The following is an 18,662-nucleotide window of genomic DNA, read 5'->3' as shown; positions in this document are numbered from 1 at the left end:
TCACGCCTCGCGCCGCGACGGTCACCCGCCGGCCGGGGCGCGTGGTCCGTGCCAGACAGGACCTAGCCCTCCGCCACCTGTTCGAGCCAGCTCAGGTACGCCCCGGCGAACGGCTCCGCCCTCGCCGCCACCGCCGTCATCAGCCACTCCGCCGACGCCGCCGCCCGCGCGACGGTCTCCGCGGAGTAGCCGTAGCGCACCCGGTGCTCGGCGAACTCGTCCTCGTCCAGCAGCCGCGGCTCGTGCTCCCCGCGCCGCCGGGCGACGTCGAGGTCCAGGTCGACCATCGTGACCTCCGCGGCCGAGCGCCACCGCGGCGGCGTGGTGATGTCCGCGTAGAGGTCGGTGCGCCGCGGCGGGGCGTTGAACTCGGCGGTCCACCAGGCGTCGCGGGGGAAGAGCGCCACGTGCGCGCACTCGATGGTCACGGGCGGGCCGGTGCCCTTGCGCGAGGTGCCGCCCGCGGGCTGGCCGAGCCACACGCCGTGCTCGTCCTCGCCGAGCCGGCGCATGGTCGAGTTCCAGTGGAGGGTGCCGTCGTACTTGCGGTAGATCACGCGTACCAGGTCGGCCATTGCGGGATCATAGCCCCGCCCGCGGCCCGCCGGGCGGCACCCCCGCACTCGGCCCGCGTCAGGTCGACGGCTGCTCGCTGAGCTGGGCGAACTGCAATTTCAGCCCGTCCAGGAGCGCCCGCAGCCCGGTCTCGAACGCGCCCTCGTCCACCTCCCGGCGGTGCTCCGCCAGGAGATGCGCCCGGCCGAGGTGCGGGTAGTCCGCGGGGTCGTACGCCGCCGGGTCGGCGACGAAGCCGCCCGCGAACGAGCCCAGCGCGGATCCGGCCACGTAGTAGCGCATCAGCGCGCCGATGCGGGTGGCCTGCGCCGGCGGCCAGCCGGCCGCGACCATGCCGCCGAAGACCGCGTCCGCCAGCCGCAGCGCCGCCGGTCTGCGGCCGGGGCCCTGGGCGAGTACGGGCACGATGTTCGGGTGCGCGGCCAGCGCCGCCCGGTACGACCTCGCCCAGGCCAGCAGCGCCTCGGGCCATGGCAGGCCGTCCGCGAACATCGACAGGTCGACTTCGGCGACCACGGCGTCGACCGCGGCGTCCAGCAGTTCGTCCTTCGTGGTGAAGTGGTTGTAGAGCGAAGGGCCGCTGACCCCCAGCTCGGCCGCGAGCCGCCGGGTGGACACGGCCTGCAGCCCCTCGGCGTCGACGAGGGCGAGCGCCGCCGTGACGATGCGCTCGCGGCTCAGCAGGGGCTTGCGGGGGCGGGCCATGCGGCACATTTTAGAGCGCGCGCCGCGGAAACTAGCAGCGCTAACCGCGACGTCACGGGCCGGATCCGCCGGTCCGCCGCGGCCGGGCGCCAGGTGCCACACCCGGCCCGTACGGCCCTAAGCGCTTGCTCAGTGTCGGGGGTAGGGTGTTCTCCGCTGCACCCGGGAGAGCGGAGAGCGAGCATGCAGGACGTCCAGGAACCCGCGGCCTGGGGCGGCGTCGAGCCGGAGGCGGCGCAGCGGCTGCTCACCGCGGGCGTCGAGGCCTTCGCGGAGCGCGGCTACCACGCCACCACCACCCGCGACATCGCCGGCCGCGCAGGGATGAGCCCTGCCGCGCTGTACATCCACTTCAAGACCAAGGAAGAGCTGCTCTTCCGGATCAGCCGGGTCGGCCACGAGCGGGCGCGGGCGATCATCGCCGCGGCGGCGGAGTCCGAGGGCCCGGCGGGGAAGCGGCTGGCGCGCGCCGTACGGGCCTTCGCGCGCTGGCACGCGGAGCACCACACGACGGCGCGCGTGGTGCAGTACGAGCTGGCGGCGCTCGGCGAGGAGCACTACGCGGAGATCGTCGCGCTGCGGCGGGACATCGACAGGCTGGTGCGGGGGATCATCGAGGACGGCGTACGGGACGGCGAGTTCGCGGTGGCCGACGTGCCGGGGACGGCGCTGGCGGTCCTGTCGCTGTGCGTGGACGTGGCCCGGTGGTTCAGCGCGTCGGGCAGCAGGCCGCCGGACGAGCTGGCGGCACTGTACGCGGACCTCGTCGGCCGGATGGTCGCGGCACCCGCCGCGCCGGCTGCCCCGAAGCGGGGCGGCCGGCAGCGGAGCGCCCGGAAGTAGGTGCTCGGCAGTAGCCGGCCGGAGGCGGGCCGTCGGAGGCGGGTGGTCAGAAGTAGTAGCGGACCACCGACTCCGCGACGCACACGGGCTTCTCGCCGCCCTCGCGCTCGACCGTGTACCGCACGGCGAGCTGCACGCCGTCCGGGACCTCGGCGACGTCCGTAATCGTCGCGGACGCCCGCAGCCGGGAGCCCACGGGCACGGGCGCGGGGAAACGCACCTTGTTCGTGCCGTAGTTGACGCCCATGCGCACGCCCGCGACGTCGATGAGCTGCGGGCCGAAGAGCGGCAGCAGCGAGAGCGTGAGGTAGCCGTGCGCGATGGTCCCGCCGAACGGGCCCCCGGCCGCCCGCTCCGGGTCGACGTGGATCCACTGGTGGTCACCGGTCGCCTCGGCGAACAGGTCGACGCGCCGCTGGTCGATCTCCACCCAGTCCGTGTACCCCGACTCCTCGCCCACCGCGTCCTTCAGCTCGTCGACCGAGGTGAACGTGCGGGGCTCTGCCATGGCGTGCCTCCCGGGGCGGGCGAGGGTGCGGCGGGATCGTCTAAGCGACTGCTTAGCATCGTCGCGCTACGGGGTCGTGTCAACGGCCCCGCGCCGCGGGGCGGCTCGCGCCGGCGACCTTCCGCCCGGCATACCGACCGGTTAGTCTGCGCGGTACCGGCAACCGTGGGGAGGCGGGCACCGTGGGCAGCGTGCGGGACGCGCGGGCAGTGGTCACCGGAGGCGGCGCCGGTATCGGCGCCGCGCTGGCGCGGCGGCTCGCCGCCGAGGGCGCCCGCGTCGCCGTCAACGACCTGGATGAAGCCAGGGCCCGCGCCGTCGCCGCCGGGATCGGCGGCGTCGCGCTGCCCGGCGACGCCTCCGGCGCCGTACCCGCCGCCCGCGAGGCGCTCGGCGGCATCGACCTCTTCTGCGCCAACGCCGGCCTCGCCACCGGCGGCGGCCCCGAGACCGCGGACGACGAGTGGTCCGCCGCCTGGGACGTCAACGTCATGGCCCACGTGCGCGCCGCGCGCGAGCTGGTGCCGGAGTGGCTGGAGCGCGGCGAGGGCCGGTTCGTCGCCACCGTCTCGGCCGCCGGCCTGCTGTCGATGGTCGACGCCGCCCCGTACGCCGTCACCAAGCACGCCGCGCTCGCCTTCGCCGAGTGGCTCTCCCTGACGTACCGCCACCGCGGCATCTCCGTGCACGCGGTCTGCCCCCAGGGCGTACGCACCGACATGCTCCGCGCCACCGGCGCCGCGGGCGACCTCGTGCTCGTCCCCGGCGCCATCGAGCCGGAGCAGGTCGCCGACGCCGTGCTGGCCGGCATCGCCGAGGACCGCTTCCTGATCCTGCCGCACGCCGAGGTCGCCGGTTACAGCGCGCTGCGCGCCACCGACCCGGACCGCTGGCTGAGCGGCATGAACCGGCTGCAGCGGACACTGGAGGAGGACCGGGGCTGACCCGGGCCGCCCGGGGACCTTCCGGGAGGCCGGGACGGGCCGGGGGGCCGGGACCGACACTGGAGGCCGGGACGACGAAGGGCGAGGACATGGCGACGACGACGGGCGGGAACAGCGGGGCGGTGCCGGAGCGGCTGCTCGCCGCCGCCACGAGGCTCTTCGCGGAGCGGGGTTTCGACCGCACCTCGGTGCAGGGACTCGTCGAGGCCGCGGGCGTCACCAAGGGCGCCCTCTACCACTACTTCGGCTCCAAGGACGATCTCCTGCACGAGATCTACGGCCGCCTCCTGCGGCTCCAGCAGGAGCGCCTCGACCACTTCGCGGCGCTGGACGCCCCGGTCGAGCAGCGGCTGCGGGAGGCGGCGGCGGACGTGGTCGTCACCACCGTCGACCACCACGAGGACGCGCTCATCTTCTTCCGCTCGATGCACATGCTGAGCCCGGAGAAGTACAAGGAGGTACGGGCCGAGCGGCGCCGCTACCACGAGCGCTTCCGCGGCCTGATCGAGGAGGGCCAGACCGGCGGCGTGTTCTCCACCGCCACCCCGGCCGACCTGGTGGTCGACTACCACTTCGGCGCGCTGCACCACCTGGGCAGTTGGTACCGCCCGGACGGGCCGATGTCGGCCCGCGAGATCGGCGACCAGATGGCGGAGCTGCTCATGCGCGCACTGCGCCCGTAGCGCCGGAGGCCGGAGGGCCGCGGCCGTACGGAGCCGCGCGCACCCCCGCCCGTACGGCGCAACCTCACCCGCCCGGCGCGTACTTCCGCAGCTCGCGCCGGGCCAGCGACCGCTGGTGCACCTCGTCGGGACCGTCCGCCAGCCGCAGCGTGCGCGCCGACGCCCACAGCTCGGCCAGCGGCGTGTCCTGGCTGACCCCTGCCGCGCCGTGCAACTGGACCGCGCGGTCCAGGATGCCGGTGACCTCCCGCGGCACGGCGATCTTGATGGCCTGGATCTCCGTGTGCGCGCCGCGGTTGCCGACCGTGTCCATCAGCCACGCGGTCTTCAGCACCAGCAGCCGCAACTGCTCCACCGCGACCCGCGCGTCCGCGATCCACGTCTGCACCACACCCTGCCGCGCCAGCTCCTTGCCGAACGCCGAACGCTCCACCGCCCGCCGGCACATCAGCTCGACCGCCCGCTCCGCCATGCCGATCAGCCGCATGCAGTGGTGGATGCGGCCGGGACCCAGCCGCGCCTGCGCGATGGCGAAGCCGCCGCCCTCCTCGCCGACGAGGTTCGCCGCCGGGACCCGTACGCCGTCGAGCACGATCTCGGCGTGGCCGCCGTGCAGATGGTCCTCGAAGCCGTAGACCCGCATGGCCCGGCGGACGGTGAGGCCGGGGGTGTCGCGCGGGACGAGGACCATGGACTGCTGGCGGCGCGGGTCCTGGCCGTCAGGGCCGGCGGCAGTGGCGGTCTTGCCCATGACGATGAACACGGCGCAGTCGGGGTTCATCGCCCCGGAGATGTACCACTTGCGGCCGTTGAGGACGTAGGAGTCGCCGTCCCGCTCGATCCTGGTCTCGATGTTCGTGGCGTCGGAGGAGGCGACGGCCGGCTCGGTCATCGCGAACGCCGAGCGGATACGCCCCTCCAGCAGCGGCTCCAGCCACCGCGCGCGCTGCTCCGCGGTGGCGAACTGGGCCAGCAGCTCCATGTTCCCGGTGTCCGGCGCGCTGCAGTTGAGTGCCAGCGGCGCCAGGTGGGGGCTGCGGCCGGTGATCTCCGCGAGGGGCGCGTACTGCAGGTTCGTCAGGCCCGCCCCGTACCCGGCGTCGGGGAGGAAGAGGTTCCACAGCCCGCGCCTGCGCGCCTCGGCGCGCAACTCGGCCACGACGGGCGGGTGCGCCCACGGGTCGTCCTGCTCGGCGAGCTGCGCGGCGGCGACGGGCTCGGCGGGGAAGACGTGCTCGGTCATGAACGCGAGCAGGCGCTCGCGCAGTTCCTCGGTGCGTGCGTCGGGTGCGAAGTCCATGGCCGGTCAGCCTTCCTGCAGAGTGGTGCGGCCGCCCGCGATGAAGCGGGGCACGAGTTCGCCGATGCGGTCGAAGCCGGCGCCGACGGTCTGGCCGAGCGTGAAGCGGTAGTGGATGCCCTCCAGGATCACGGCGAGCTTGAAGTACGCGAAGGCCGTGTACCACGCGACGCGGGAGACGTCGCGGCCGGACCGCTCGGCGTAGCGGGCGACGATCTCGGCGGCGGTCGGGTGTCCCGGGGCGTCCGCGGTGGTGGCGATGGGGGAGCCGGCGCCGGCGGGGGTGCTGTACATGGCGAGCAGGCCGAGGTCCGTGAGCGGGTCGCCGAGCGTCGACATCTCCCAGTCCAGGACGGCGGTCACGGTGCCGGCGGCGTCGACGAGGACGTTGTCGAGGCGGTAGTCGCCGTGGACGACGGCGGGCGCGGCGGCGGGCGGCAGCCCGCGGGCGAGGGCGTCGTGCAGCTCGTCGATGCCGGGCAGCTCGCGGCTGCGGGAGGCGTCGAGCTGCTTGCCCCAGCGGCGGAGTTGGCGTTCCAGGAAGCCGTCGGGGCGGCCGAAGCCGGCGAGGCCGGCGGCGGCGGGGTCGACTTCGTGCAGGCGGACCAGGGTGTCGACGAGTCCTTCGACCACGGCGCGGGTGCGTGCGGGGCCGAGCGGCGCGAGTTGCCCCGCCGCGCGGTAGACGGTGCCGGGGACGTACTCCATGACGTAGAAGGGGGCGCCGAGCACGGTCTCGTCGGTGCAGAGCAGCAGGGTCCGCGGTACGGGGACGGGGGTGGGGTGCAGGGCGGTGAGCACGCGGTGCTCGCGGGCCATGTCGTGCGCGGTGGCGAGGACATGGCCGAGCGGGGGGCGGCGGACGACCCAGCGGCCGGCGCCGTCGGTGACGTCGTACGTGAGGTTGGACCTGCCGCCCTCGATGAGCCGGGCGCGGAGCCCGCCGCGGACGAGCCCGGGGAGCTGCGCGTCGAGGTGCCGGCGCAGCGCGTCGGGGTCGAGGCCGGGCGGGTGGTCGTCGCTCATACGGGGTCCCTCCGGGGCGGCGGTCGACGGGCCACCATAATGCCGACCGGTCGGTATGCCGTCCAGACCGTCACGCCCGCGCCCGACCGCACTCGTGCTTCCCGGGGTCCCCACCCCGTGCGACCCCGCCGTGTGCGCCGCAGGCGCTACGCATGACAGGGCATCATCTCGCCGCCGTTCAGCGCCGTCATGTCCGCGAAGTACTCCGCCGCGTCCAGCGGCCGGCCCTGCCGCTCGCCGGCCAGCTCGCTGTACGCCCGGTGCAGGTTCGCCACCAGCCGCTCCGGCTCCCGTAGTTCCGTGAACGCCTCCGGGTCCGCCGCCCGCGCCGTCTCCAGCGGCGTCCGGCCCGCCGCGCGGCCCTGCGCGGCCAGCTCGCCGACGTACCGCAGATACCGCTCCACCGCGTCGAACACCCCCGCGTCCGTAACCGGACCGTGCCCCGGCACCACCGTCTCCGCGCCCAGCGACCGCAGGTACTCCAGCGCCCGCAGCGACCCCCCGAGCGAGCCGAACGCGACGAACGGCGTCCCGCCGCACAGCGCTATGTCCCCGGCGAACACGATCCGCTGCTCCGGCAGCCACACCACCGTGTCGCCGACCGTGTGCGCGGGTCCCGGGTGCAGCAGGCGGACCTCCGTGCCGCCCGCGGTCAGCGTCATCGACTCCGTGTACGTCATGTCCGGCGCCGTCAGCCGCACGTCCCCGTACTCCACCTCCGGCCACAGCAGCTCCAGATGGCGCCCCGAGGCGAGCACCTGCTGCCGGCACGCGGCGTGGCCGACGACCGTGGCGGGGGCGAAGACGCCGTTGCCGTACGTGTGGTCGCCGTGGTGGTGGGTGTTGACCACGAGCGCCGGGTCGGGCGCCCCGCTGGCCAGGACCGCCTCGCGCAGCAGCTTCGCCCGGGGCTCGGTGGCGGCGGTGTCGACGAGCAGCGTCGTCGTGCCGTCGCTGACGAAGCCCGCGTTGCTCAGGCACCAGCCGCCGTCCGGCTGGATGTAGGCGTGCACGCCTGTGGCGAGCTGCACGCAGTACGGCGTGCGCGCGGCGTCGACCGCGCGGTCCACGATCTGCGCCGGGGTGCCGTCGATGCCGACCGCCGCCCCGTGCTCGTCGGGCGCCAGCGGTTCGAGCGCGGCGAACTGGTCGTCCAGCACGTCGTGCGGCACGAACAGCTCCTTGCGCTCGGCCAGCCGTGCGCCGACGAGTTGCCGCGAGCCGTCCAAATGCAGGAAGTACAGCCCCGGCACCGCCGTCGCGAGCCGGTCGCGGTCGCGGCGGCGCAGCGCGGGCCGGCTGACGACGCCGCCGCTCGCCGCCCGTCTGCGGAGCCAGCCGGTGACGGCCTCGTCGGGCGGCTCGCCGCACGCGGGGGAGAGGCCGGCCTCCCGGCCGATGTCGGCGCCGTCCGCGTACGGCACGTTCAGCCGCTCGGCCAGCTCCCGGCCCACCGTGGTCTTGCCGCAGCCGGACACCCCCATCACGACGATCAGTGGCACGGTGACGCCCATGCGCATGTCCCCCTAGACAACTCCTGCCCGCTACGCGGTGCTGCCTGCGAGCTTAGGACCAGGCGCAGGCACGGGGACGGCGGCCCGTCGGCGCCCCGGAAGCGGACGCGGGGCGTACGGACGGGAGCGTACGGACGGCGGCCACGGCGGCGTCAGATGAGCAGCACGGCCGCGGACGTCGCGGACGCCACCAGGCACAGGCCCGCGCCCAGCGCGAGGCCCGGCGCCATCGCCGCCGGTGCGGCGGCGGCCAGTTGTCTTATCCGCCGCTGGCCCACCGCCAGGAACACCAGCCAGGTGGACAGCGCCAGCGACAGCCCCGCGTACCCGCCCGCAGAGCCGCCCTCGACGACCACCCGCCGTAGCTCCAGCACCACCACGACCGCGAACGCCAGCGTCGTACGCCGCCACGCGAGCCGCGTCCGCTCCGGCTGCGCCCCGGGGTCCCGGGCGCCGCTCACCGCCCGGCCCCGACCAGCACCACGACGATCAGCACCACCGCCGCCACCGCCGTGCCCACGGCCAGCAGTCCGGGGAAGCGGGACTCCGGCAGGTCCTCGCCGCGGCGCATCGCGCGCTCGCAGCGGACCCAGTGGCTGACGGCACGTACCGCGCACACCGCCCCGCCCGCGAGCAGCACGGCGGCGATGGCCGTACGGAAGGGGCGGGACATCTCGGTGAGGAACTGGTCCGCGGCGATGCCGCCGCCGACGAGCGCCAGCGCGGTCCGCACCCAGGCGAGGAACGTCCGCTCGTTGGCGAGCGAGAAGCGGTAGTCCGGCGTGCGGCCCTCGGCGCGCAGCCGCCGAGGCGAGAACCACAGCCGCACGGCGGACGGACGCTCGGGGTCGCTCACGGCCTCGACCCTAACCGAACGCCCCCGCGCACCCCGTGGCCGACCCGCCCCCGGCCGCGGGCGGGGAAAGTGCCCGGCGTCCGGCGGTTGACGGGCGGGCGCCCAGTCAACAGGATCTGAACCGACCGGTAACCTTCGAAGGGGCGGCTTCCATGGTCTACGACGCCGACGTCATCGTGATCGGAGCGGGGCTCGCAGGACTCGCCGCGACCGCGGAGCTGGCCGACGCCGGACGCAAGGTCATCCTGCTGGACCAGGAGCCGGAACAGGCACTCGGCGGCCAGGCGCACTGGTCCTTCGGCGGCCTGTTCTTCGTCGGCTCGCCCGAGCAGCGCCGGCTGCGCATCCGCGACAGCCGCGAGCTGGCCTGGCAGGACTGGCTCGGCACCGCGGGATTCGACCGCGCCGAGGACCACTGGCCGCGCAAGTGGGCCGAGGCGTACGTCGACTTCGCCAGCGGCGAGAAGCGCGCCTGGCTGCGCGCGCAGGGCATGTCGTTCTTCCCGGTCGTCGGCTGGGCCGAGCGCGGCGGCTACGACGCGGAGGGCCACGGCAACTCCGTACCCCGCTTCCACATCACCTGGGGCACGGGCCCCGGCGTCGTCGCCCCCTTCGAGCGGCGGGTGCGCCAGGCCGCGGAACTGGGCCGCGTCGACATGCGCTTCCGGCACCGCGTCACGGGACTGGCCCGCAGCGGCGGCGCCGTCGACACCGTCACCGGCGAGACCCTCGAACCCAGCGACGCCCCGCGCGGCACCGCCAGCGGCCGGGAGGTGGCCGACACCTTCGAGCTGCGCGCCCAGGCGGTGATCATCACCTCCGGCGGCATCGGCGGCAACCACGACCTCGTCCGCGCCCACTGGCCGGAGCGGCTCGGCACCCCGCCGGAGAAACTGCTCTCCGGCGTCCCCGCGCACGTCGACGGGCTGCTGCTCGACGTCGCCGGGGCGGCCGGCGGCAGGCTCATCAACCGCGACCGGATGTGGCACTACACCGAGGGCATCGAGAACTGGAACCCCATCTGGGCCCGGCACGGCATCCGCATCCTGCCGGGACCCTCGTCGCTGTGGCTGGACGCGACAGGCCGCCGGCTGCCCGTGCCGCTGTTCCCGGGCTTCGACACGCTCGGCACGCTGGAGCACATCATGAAGTCGGGCCACGGCTACACCTGGTTCGTCCTCAGCCAGAAGGTCATCGAGAAGGAGTTCACGCTCTCCGGCAGCGAGCAGAACCCGGACCTGACCGGCAAGAGCGTGCGTGACGTGCTCGGCCGGGCCGGCTCCGGGGCGCCCGCGCCCGTCCAGGCGTTCATGGACAACGGCGTCGACTTCATCGTCGAACGTGACCTCGCCACCCTGGTCCGCCGGATGAACGAGCTGACCGGCGACAAGCTCATCGACGAGGAGGCGCTGCGCCGCACGCTCACCGCCCGCGACCGCGAGATCGACAACGCCTACACCAAGGACATGCAGATCACCGCGCTGCGCGGCGCCCGCAGCTTCCTCGGCGACAAGCTCATCCGCGCCGCCTCCCCGCACCGCTTCCTGGACCCGAAGAACGGCCCGCTCATCGCCGTACGGCTGAACATCCTCACCCGCAAGTCCCTCGGCGGGCTGGAGACTGACCTGTCGTCGCGGGTGCTCGCCGAGGGCGGGGAGCCGCTGCCGGGCGTGTACGCGGCCGGGGAGGCCGCCGGCTTCGGCGGGGGCGGCGTCCACGGGTACCGCTCGCTGGAGGGCACGTTCCTCGGCGGGTGCCTCTTCTCCGGCCGGGCGGCGGGCCGCGCGGCGGCGAAGGCGGTGGGCTGAGGGCGGTGGGCTGAGGGCTGCGGGCTTGTACGCGCTCGGGTACCCGGCTACGTGTCCGTGCCCGGCGCGGGCGCCGGATCCGGTACGGCGCCGGGCGCCTTGGCCCTCGTCTCCGAGCGCCGCCCGCGCAGCAGCCCCGCGCCCGCGATGAGCCCGGTGGCCAGCACCGTCACCAGCCCGAACGACACGGTCAGCGACGTCGCGTCGGCGACCTGGCCGATCGCCGCCGGGGCGATCAGCCCGGAGGCGTACATGATCGTCGCCACCCCCGCGATCGCCTGGCTCGGCGCGTTGGCGGACCGGGCCGCCGCCGCGAAGACCACCGGCACGACGACCGCGATGCCCAGGCCCAGCAGCCCGAACCCGGCCATCGCCTGCGCCGCGGCGGACGAGGTGACGATGAGCACCCCGCCGAGCGTCGCCAGCATCCCGCCCGCGCGCACCGTGCGCACGGGGCCGAGGCGTTCGACGACCGCGTCGCCCACCAGCCGGGCCACCGCCATCGTCAGCGCGAAGCCCGTGGTGCACGCGGCGGCGAGACCGGGGGAGGAGCCCATCTCGTCGCGCAGGTAGACCGCCGACCAGTCCAGGCTGGCGCCCTCGGCGAACACCGCGCAGAACCCGACCGCGCCGATGAGCAGCGCCGAGCGCGGCGGCAGCGCGAAGTGCGGCGGCGGCTCCTCGTCGGCGTGTGCGACGGGCGCCAGTACCCAGCGGCAGGCGACGACGGAGACCGCGGTGAGGACGGCGGCGGCGAGCGCGAAGTGCAGCCGGCCGTCCAGCTCGGTGTGCGCGGCGACGGTGCCGGCCGCGGAGCCCGCGAGCGCGCCGCCGCTCCACATGCCGTGCAGCCCGGACATGATCGAGCGGCCGAGCCGCTGTTCCACGTCGACGCCGAGCGCGTTCATCGCGACGTCCGCCATGCCGGCGGTCGCCCCGTACACGAACAGGCCCGCGCAGAGCGTCGCGAGCCCGGGCGCGAGGGCCGGCAGGATCAGCGCGAGACACCACATGACCATCAGCCCGCGCAGCGCGCGGCGGGCGCCGAAGGTGTGGCTGATCCGGCCGGCGAGCGGCATCGCGGTGGCGGCGCCGAGGGCGGGCATCGCGAGCGCGAGGCCGAGCTGCCCGGCGCTGATCCCGGCGTGGTCCTGCACCCAGGGGACCCGGGTGGCGAAGCTGCCGGTGACCGCGCCGTGCGCGGCGAAGACCGCCGCGACGGCGTACCGCGCCCGCCGTATCTCGCCCGTGCTCGCCACCCGGCCTCCTCCGCCTGCCCGTTCCGTCCGCTCGGTGCCCGCGCCCCCGGGGCCTTTCCCCTGTCCAACCAGCTCGATTCCCGCTCACGATCGCACACGAACACCTGGGCGCCCGCACGTTGGTGCGATCTTTCCCGGCGTCCGGGGTCTTGCCTCGGGCCGCCGCGCCCTCTACGTTTTGCGATCGGACATCCCACCTCCTACGTCCCATGACTTCGGAGTCGCCGCATGCGCACCTCGACCAGCCTCCTCTTCCTTTCCGCGACCGCCCTCCTCGGCACCCTGGCCGCGGGCCCCGGCACGGCGGCGGCCGACGCCGGGGCCACGGCGTCCGGCAAGGCCCGCTGCACGTCCTCCGTCCCCTACAGATCCGGCGAGGGCGGATACGACACGTACCGGATCCCCGCCACCGTGAAGACCCGCGGCGGCTCCCTCCTCGCCTTCGCCGAGGGCCGCGTCGGCGGTGCCGGGGACACCGGCAACATCGACGTCGTCGTCCGCCGCTCCGAGGACGGCGGCTGCGCCTGGGGCCCGATGTCCGTCGTCGCCGCGGGCGGCGGCGACACCCGCGGCAACCCGGCGCCCGTCGTCGACCCGGAGACCGGCGACCTGGTGCTCGTCACCTCGTACAACAGCGGCAAGGTCACCGAGGCGCAGATCATGCGCGGCGAGGTCACCGCCGAGCAGAGCCGGCGGGTCTTCGTGCAGCGCTCCACCGACGACGGCCGCACCTTCGACGAGCCGCGGGAGATCACCGCCGACGTCAAGCTGCCGCAGTGGCGCTGGTACGCGACCGGCCCCGGCCACGCCGTCGCCCTCAAGCAGGGCCCGAACGCCGGCCGGCTCGTCATCCCGTCGAACCACTCCACCGCCCCGCCGGCCGGCTCCGCGGACACCGGGCAGGAGGCCAGGTACTACGGCGCCCACGCCATCTACAGCGATGACGGCGGCCGCACCTGGAAGATGGGCTTCGTCGACGACGAGTACGAGGGCGAGATCAACAGCAACGAGAACATCGCCGCGGAACTGCCCGACGGCCGCCTGTACTTCAGCACCCGCGACCAGAACGGCACCGCTCCCGGCAACCGCCTCGACGCCTACTCCAGCGACGGCGGCGCGACCCTCGACCGGCCGTACCGGGTGCAGCCCGACCTCAACGAGGTGCCGGTCGTCCAGGCGAGCGTGCTGCAGCCCGCGGGCCGGCACGCGCCGCTGCTCTTCTCCGGGCCCTCGAACCCCGCCAAGCGGGAGAAGATGGCGGTCTGGCGCAGCGACGACGCGGGGCGCAACTTCACCAAGGTGACGACGCTGTCGCAGCAGCCCGCGGCGTACTCGGACCTGGTGCAGGTCAACGGCCAGACGGTCGGGGTCCTGTATGAGACGGGCGTGGCCGGGTCGTACGAGACCATCGAGTTCCGCCGCCTGGACCTGGGGAACCTCGGCGGCTGACGCCCCCGGCGGCGACCGGCGGTGCCTGACGGCCGGCCGGTCGCCGCCGGCGGGAGCCGAAAACCGGCGGGAGGGCGCCGGGCCATCGCCTGGCCCGCCCCTCCCGCCGGCGTACGGTGCCGGAGCCCCGTCAGCGCAGCCCCGCCGCGGCGAGGTGCTTCTCCACCCGCCGTACCTCCTCGGCGTCCAGCGGGATCTGCGGCAGCATCGTCGCCGGGCAGTCGATGACCCCGCGCAGATGCAGGGCCGCCTTGAACGCCCCGAGCGCCGACGAGCTCATGCCCATCCGCGCCGGGTCGCCGCTCCTGACCATCCCGAAGAGCGCGAGCAGCCGCTCCTGTTCGGTCCTGGCCGACTCCCAGTCGCCCTCCCGCGCGCTGCGGTACAGCCGCACGTAGCCGTGCGGGTCGACGTTGCCCAGGCCAGGGACGACGCCGTGGGCGCCCATCGCCAGCGCGCTGTCCACCATCGTCTCGGAGCCCGTCAGCGCGGAGAAGCCCGCGACCTTGTCCCGGACGCCGACGATGACGCGGCGCAGCCCCGTCTCGTCGCCGCTGGAGTCCTTCAGCCCGGCCAGCACCCCGTCGGCGGCGAGTTGGAGCACCAGGTCGTGGCCGAGCTTGGTGTGCACCGACGCCGGCAGGTCGTAGGCGTAGACCGGCGCGCCGGTGCGGCCGGCCACCTCGCGGTAGTGCCGGTCGATCTCCGCCGGGTGGGTGCGGGTGTAGAACGGCGCGGTGACGACGAGCGCGTCCGCGCCGGCGTCGAGCGCGCTGCGGGCGTGGTCGAGCACACGCGGTGTCGTCATGTCGATCGCGCCGGCGAGCACGGGCAGTTGGCCGCCGACGTGCCGTACCACCGTGTCCACCACGGCCCTGCGCTGCTCGTCCCTGAGGTAGGCGGCCTCGGAGGACGAGCCGAGCACGAAGAGCCCGTCGACGCCCCCCGCCACGAGGAAGTCCACCAGCCTGATCAGCGAGGCGGTGTCCACCTCGGCGTCCGGCGTCAGGGGGGTGCAGACGGGCGGTACGACGCCGGTCAGGTGGGTGGGACGGGTCATGCGCTCTCCTTCGCTTGGATCACGAGATCACGGGTGCTCTCTTCGGCGGCCACCGGATGGTGGCAGCGGAACCGGTGGGACCGCGCCGCCTGCGTGACCTCCGGCATGGCCGCGGCGCACTCCGCCGTGGCCTTCCAGCACCGGGTACGGAACGGGCAGCCGCTCGGCGGCCGGGTCGCCGACGGCACGGGGCCCACGAGCGGGATCGGGTCGATGGGGTCGAGGAGCCCCGGCGTCGCCGAGAACAGCGCCCGCGTGTAGGGGTGCCGGGCGGTGTCCGTGCTGTGCTCCGCCGGGGAGTCGCCGCCGGAGCCCAGCGCGACGGCCGGCGCCTCCTCCACGATCCTGCCCAGGTACATGGTGATGACGCGGTCGCTCATCCGCCGCACCGTCTGGATGTCGTGCGAGATGAACACGAGCGCCAGGTTCAGCCGCTCCTTCAGATCCAGCAGCAGGTTGAGGATCTGCGCGCGTACGGACACGTCCAGCGCTGACGTCGGCTCGTCGGCCACCACCAGGTCCGGCTCCAGCGCCAGGGCGCGGGCGATGGCCACCCGCTGCCGCTGGCCGCCGGACAACTGGCCCGGCAGCGCGTCCGCGAGCACCGGCGGCAGGCCGACGAGCCCCATCAGCTCCCGGACCCGCTCCGTGCGCTGGGCGGCCGTGCCGCGGCGGTGCACGTCGAGCGGGTCGCGGAGGATCTGCCGGATCGGCAGCCGCCGGTTGAGGGCGGTCGACGGGTCCTGGAAGATCATGCCCGCGCCGGTGCCGATGGCCGTACGCCGCTCGCCGCCGTCCATCTTCCAGATGTCGCGGCCCCGGAACTCCACCGTGCCGGCCGTCGGTTCCTCCACCCCGACCAGCACCTTCGCCAGCGTCGACTTGCCGCAGCCGGACTCGCCGACCACGCCGACCGTCTCGCCCGCCGCGATGGCCAGGTCCGCGCCGGTCAGCGCGTACACCCGGTCGCGGGCGAACAGGCCGCCGGTGCGGGCCCGGTGGACCACGTGCGCGTCCCGTACGGTGATCAGCGCCGGCGGCGCTCCGCCGCCCCCGACCAGCCCGTCGCCCTCGACCAGGGGCTCGCTGGCCAGGTCGCCGATCGGCCCCGGGCCGCCGTTGTCCTTCGCGCTCATCGCAGCGCCTCCTTCTCCGCCTCGCCCGCGGCGGCGACCGCCGGCTCGACCGCCGGGTGGTGGCACGCCACCTCGTGCTTGCGTTCCTCGCCGACCAGTTCGGGCGCGGTGTCCAGACACGCGCCGCTCGCCATCGGACAGCGGTCGGCGAACCGGCAGCCGGCCGGGAAGTCGGCGGGCGAGGGCACGACGCCGCGGATCTGCGTCAGCCGTTCCTGGGCCGACTCCAGCGACAGCACCGAGCCCAGCAGCCCGCGGGTGTAGTGGTGGGAGGGCGCCTCGACCAGGTCGGCGGTCACGCCGTTCTCGACGATCTGCCCGCCGTACATGACGACCACCCGGTCGGTGACGTCGGAGATCAGCGCCAGGTCGTGGCTGACCAGGATGAGCGCGAAGCCCAGCTCCTCGCGCAGCCGCAGCAGCAGCTCGATGACCTGCGCCTGGACCGTGACGTCGAGCGCGGTGGTCGGCTCGTCGGCGACGATGAGCTTCGGGTTGCGGGACAGCGCCATGGCGATGAGCACCCGCTGCCGCTGCCCGCCGGACAGCTCGTGCGGATAGCTGCGCAGCGTACGCTCCGGGTCCAGGCCCACCAGCTCCAGCAGTTCGGTCGCGGTGCGCGTACCGCCGCGCCGGATCAACTGCTTGAGCTGGGCGCGGATCGTCATCGCCGGGTTGAGCGAGCTGAGCGCGTCCTGGTAGATCATCGCCATCTCGTGGCCGAGCAGCTTGCGGCGTACCCGCATCGGCAGGCCGACCAGCTCCCGGCCGTCGAAGACGACGCTGCCGCGCACCCGCGCGCCGGCCGGCTCCAGGCCCATCACCGTCAGCGCCGTCAGCGACTTGCCGCAGCCCGACTCGCCGACGAGGCCGAGGACTTCGCCGGGCCTGACGTCGAAGCTGATGCCGTCGACGATGTCCACGCCCGCGTGCCGCTTGTCGAAGCCGATGGCCAGGTCCCTGACCGCCAGCACCGGCTCGCCGCCGGGCAGCGGCCGGGCCCGTTCGCGCAGCCGCCGCGCGGCCTCGGCGAGACCCGGCAGCTCCAGCACCTTGCCGGTGCCGGGCGCGGCGGCCTCGATCCGGTCCTCGGTGCCGGCCTCCTTGACCGCCACGCTCTCCGACCGCCGGGAGGCGGGCGCCGCCCAGGCGTCCGAGATGCCCTCGGAGAGGATGTTGAGCGCCAGCACGGTCAGCAGCATCAGCAGGCCCGGGAAGACCGTGGCCCACCAGCCGCCGAGCAGCACCATGTTCTTGCCGTCCGCGATGACGCTGCCCCACGACGGGTCCGGCGGGCGGACGCCCGCGCCGATGAAGGACAGCGACGCCTCGAAGACGATCGCCTCGGCGACCTGCACGGTGCAGAACACCAGGATCGGCGCGGCGCAGTTGATGGCGACGTGCTTGACGATGATGTGCGGCGTACGGGCCCCGATGACCCGTTCCGCGGTCACGTAGTCCTCGCCGTACTGGTCCAGCACGTTGGCCCGGACGACCCGCGCGATCGGCGGCACGTACAGGAACGCGATGGCGCACACCAGCACCGGGATGCTGCCGCCGAAGACGGCGACGAGCACCGCGGCCAGCGCGATTCCCGGGAACGCCATGACGATGTCCAGGCAGCGCATGACGAACTCGTCCACCGCCTTGCGGGAGGTGGCGGCGATCGCCCCGAGCACCGCCCCGGCGACCAGCGCGAGCAGCGTGGCGCCCAGCCCGATGATCAGCGACCAGCGGGCCCCGTACATCAGCCGGCTGAGGATGTCGCGGCCGAGGCTGTCCTGCCCCATCCAGTGGTCGGCGGACGGGTGTCCGGTGCCGCCGGCCTGCGCCTGCTGGTCCAGCGGGTCGTGCGGGGCGAGCAGCGGCGCGAACACCGCGACCAGGACCACCAGGGTGAGCAGGCCCAGCGAGATCCGGGACGTCCAGGGCAGCCGGCTGAGCCCGCGGAGCCGCAGTCCCGGCCGGGACAGCCGCTCCGCGAGCTTCTGGCGGCCCCCGAGGGTGGCGAGCATCAGGCGGCACTCCTCAGTCGGGGGTTGACCAGCAGATAGAGGATGTCGATGACGAGGTTGACGACGACGAAGGCGACGGCGACGGTCAGCACCACGCCCTGTACGACCGCGGGATCGCCGTTCTTCACCGCGTTGATCATCAACGTGCCCATGCCGGGCAGCGAGAAGATCGTCTCGATCACGACGGCGCCGCCGAGCAGATAGCCCACCCGGAGGCCGAGCACCGTCAGCGGGTTGACCAGCGCGTTGCGCAGCACGTTGCGGCCGACCACGACGACCGGCGGCAGCCCGCTGCCGATCGCCGTGCGCACGTAGTCCTTGTCCAGCTCCTCCACCACCGCGGTGCGGACGATGCGGGTGAGCTGCGCGGCGACGTGCAGCGACAGCGCGATGGCCGGCAGGGTCATGGTCTTGAGCCAGCCCGTGAAGGAGTCGCCCGGATTGACGTAACCCCCGGAGGGGAACCACCCCCAGTCCACCGCCAGGTACTGGATCAGCAGCAGCGCCACCCAGAAGGCGGGCGCTGCGACGCCGATCAGCGAGACGATGCGGATCACCTGGTCCGGGATCCGGTCGCGGTAGATCGCGGCCGTGACCCCGAAGAGCACCGACAGCACTATCGCGAGGGCGAGCCCGAGGAAGGTGAGCTGCATGGTCAGGGGCAGCGCGGTGGTCACCTGGTCGATGACCGGCCGGCCGTTGAGCGCGCTGAGCCCCATGTCGCCCTTGAGCAGGTCGCCGACGAAGGCGGCGTAGCGGACGGGCAGGGGGTCGTTGAGCCCGTGCTCCTCGCGGTAGTCCTCGAGCTGCTGCTCGGTGGGGTTGGCACCCTGGAAGTTCGCCACCGCCGGGTCGATGTCCGAGAAGCGCATGACGAGGAAGACGAACAGCACGATCCCGAGCATCAGCGGGACGAGCAGGGCGATGCGGCGTAGCAGCATCCTGGCGATCTGGGCCACGTACGTGAGCTCCTAGCCTTG

General features: G+C 74.2%; 18 protein-coding genes. 5 read left to right on the top strand and 13 right to left on the bottom strand.

What is annotated here, in order from left to right:
- Window positions 1–62: 62 nt before the first annotated feature.
- Window positions 63–575, bottom strand: coding sequence for a DUF402 domain-containing protein (locus tag OG946_RS05810; RefSeq protein ID WP_326795076.1), 513 nt, complete (start codon window positions 573–575; stop codon window positions 63–65).
- 58 nt (window positions 576–633) lie between these two features.
- Window positions 634–1,281, bottom strand: coding sequence for a TetR/AcrR family transcriptional regulator (locus tag OG946_RS05805; RefSeq protein WP_326795075.1), 648 nt, complete (start codon window positions 1,279–1,281; stop codon window positions 634–636).
- Window positions 1,282–1,464: 183 nt separating this feature from the next.
- Between OG946_RS05805 and OG946_RS05800 the strand changes: the two genes are divergently transcribed.
- Window positions 1,465–2,124 (top strand): TetR/AcrR family transcriptional regulator, encoded by a 660-nt coding sequence (locus tag OG946_RS05800; RefSeq protein ID WP_326795074.1) that lies wholly within the window; start codon window positions 1,465–1,467, stop codon window positions 2,122–2,124.
- A 46-nt stretch (window positions 2,125–2,170) separates the two neighbouring features.
- Here OG946_RS05800 and OG946_RS05795 read toward each other — a convergent pair whose 3' ends face one another.
- Window positions 2,171–2,632 carry a MaoC family dehydratase gene (locus OG946_RS05795; RefSeq protein ID WP_326795073.1) on the bottom strand — a complete coding sequence of 154 codons (462 nt, stop codon included), beginning with the start codon at window positions 2,630–2,632 and terminating at the stop codon, window positions 2,171–2,173.
- Between the two features lie 182 nt (window positions 2,633–2,814).
- Here OG946_RS05795 and OG946_RS05790 point away from each other — a divergent pair, with 182 nt between their 5' ends.
- On the top strand, window positions 2,815–3,576 hold the full coding sequence (locus tag OG946_RS05790) for an SDR family oxidoreductase (protein ID WP_326795072.1): 762 nt from the start codon (window positions 2,815–2,817) through the stop codon (window positions 3,574–3,576).
- An 89-nt stretch (window positions 3,577–3,665) separates the two neighbouring features.
- Window positions 3,666–4,259, top strand: a complete 594-nt coding sequence (locus OG946_RS05785) for a TetR/AcrR family transcriptional regulator (protein ID WP_326795071.1) — start codon at window positions 3,666–3,668, stop codon at window positions 4,257–4,259.
- 64 nt (window positions 4,260–4,323) lie between these two features.
- Here OG946_RS05785 and OG946_RS05780 read toward each other — a convergent pair whose 3' ends face one another.
- The 5 genes from OG946_RS05780 to OG946_RS05760 form a co-directional block, all read right to left on the bottom strand.
- Window positions 4,324–5,559: an acyl-CoA dehydrogenase family protein gene (locus OG946_RS05780; protein WP_326795070.1), complete on the bottom strand. Its 1,236-nt coding sequence runs from the start codon at window positions 5,557–5,559 to the stop codon at window positions 4,324–4,326.
- 6 nt (window positions 5,560–5,565) lie between these two features.
- Entirely contained in the window at window positions 5,566–6,585 is a 1,020-nt protein-coding gene (locus OG946_RS05775) for a phosphotransferase family protein (protein WP_326795069.1), read from the bottom strand.
- A gap of 146 nt (window positions 6,586–6,731) precedes the next feature.
- The gene (locus OG946_RS05770) at window positions 6,732–8,099 is read right to left on the bottom strand and encodes an MBL fold metallo-hydrolase (RefSeq protein WP_326795068.1); all 1,368 of its coding nucleotides are present in this window, start codon (window positions 8,097–8,099) and stop codon (window positions 6,732–6,734) included.
- Between the two features lie 152 nt (window positions 8,100–8,251).
- Window positions 8,252–8,560: a DUF202 domain-containing protein gene (locus OG946_RS05765; protein WP_326795067.1), complete on the bottom strand. Its 309-nt coding sequence runs from the start codon at window positions 8,558–8,560 to the stop codon at window positions 8,252–8,254.
- On the bottom strand, window positions 8,557–8,955 hold the full coding sequence (locus OG946_RS05760) for a YidH family protein (protein WP_326795066.1): 399 nt from the start codon (window positions 8,953–8,955) through the stop codon (window positions 8,557–8,559). The genes OG946_RS05765 and OG946_RS05760 overlap by 4 nt, the downstream gene beginning before the upstream one ends.
- A gap of 152 nt (window positions 8,956–9,107) precedes the next feature.
- On the opposite strand from OG946_RS05760, the gene OG946_RS05755 reads away from it, so the two are divergent.
- A complete protein-coding gene (locus OG946_RS05755; protein ID WP_326795065.1) occupies window positions 9,108–10,763 on the top strand; it encodes an FAD-binding dehydrogenase in 1,656 nt (551 codons plus the stop codon).
- 47 nt (window positions 10,764–10,810) lie between these two features.
- On the opposite strand, the gene OG946_RS05750 is transcribed toward OG946_RS05755, so the two are convergent.
- Window positions 10,811–12,022, bottom strand: coding sequence for an MFS transporter (locus OG946_RS05750; protein WP_326795064.1), 1,212 nt, complete (start codon window positions 12,020–12,022; stop codon window positions 10,811–10,813).
- A 228-nt stretch (window positions 12,023–12,250) separates the two neighbouring features.
- Here OG946_RS05750 and OG946_RS05745 point away from each other — a divergent pair, with 228 nt between their 5' ends.
- Complete coding sequence (locus OG946_RS05745; RefSeq protein WP_326795063.1) at window positions 12,251–13,471, top strand: sialidase family protein; 1,221 nt, start codon at window positions 12,251–12,253, stop codon at window positions 13,469–13,471.
- Between the two features lie 130 nt (window positions 13,472–13,601).
- Here the strand turns inward: OG946_RS05745 and OG946_RS05740 are convergent, their stop codons facing one another.
- The 4 genes from OG946_RS05740 to OG946_RS05725 are packed head-to-tail and all read right to left on the bottom strand — an operon-like array spanning window position 13,602 to window position 18,623.
- Window positions 13,602–14,531: a dihydrodipicolinate synthase family protein gene (locus OG946_RS05740; protein ID WP_326795062.1), complete on the bottom strand. Its 930-nt coding sequence runs from the start codon at window positions 14,529–14,531 to the stop codon at window positions 13,602–13,604.
- Window positions 14,528–15,667, bottom strand: coding sequence for an ABC transporter ATP-binding protein (locus OG946_RS05735; protein ID WP_326795061.1), 1,140 nt, complete (start codon window positions 15,665–15,667; stop codon window positions 14,528–14,530). The genes OG946_RS05740 and OG946_RS05735 overlap by 4 nt, the downstream gene beginning before the upstream one ends.
- Window positions 15,664–17,682 (bottom strand): dipeptide/oligopeptide/nickel ABC transporter permease/ATP-binding protein, encoded by a 2,019-nt coding sequence (locus tag OG946_RS05730; protein WP_326795060.1) that lies wholly within the window; start codon window positions 17,680–17,682, stop codon window positions 15,664–15,666. The genes OG946_RS05735 and OG946_RS05730 overlap by 4 nt, the downstream gene beginning before the upstream one ends.
- Window positions 17,682–18,623 carry an ABC transporter permease gene (locus OG946_RS05725; protein ID WP_442814586.1) on the bottom strand — a complete coding sequence of 314 codons (942 nt, stop codon included), beginning with the start codon at window positions 18,621–18,623 and terminating at the stop codon, window positions 17,682–17,684. The genes OG946_RS05730 and OG946_RS05725 overlap by 1 nt, the downstream gene beginning before the upstream one ends.
- Window positions 18,624–18,662 lie beyond the last annotated feature (39 nt).

The sequence above is a fragment of the Streptomyces sp. NBC_01808 genome (genome assembly GCF_035917395.1).
Taxonomy (GTDB): Bacteria; Actinomycetota; Actinomycetes; order Streptomycetales; family Streptomycetaceae; genus Streptomyces.
The sequence above is the reverse complement of the archived record's forward strand: the minus strand, read 5'-3'. Positions and strand labels throughout refer to the sequence as shown.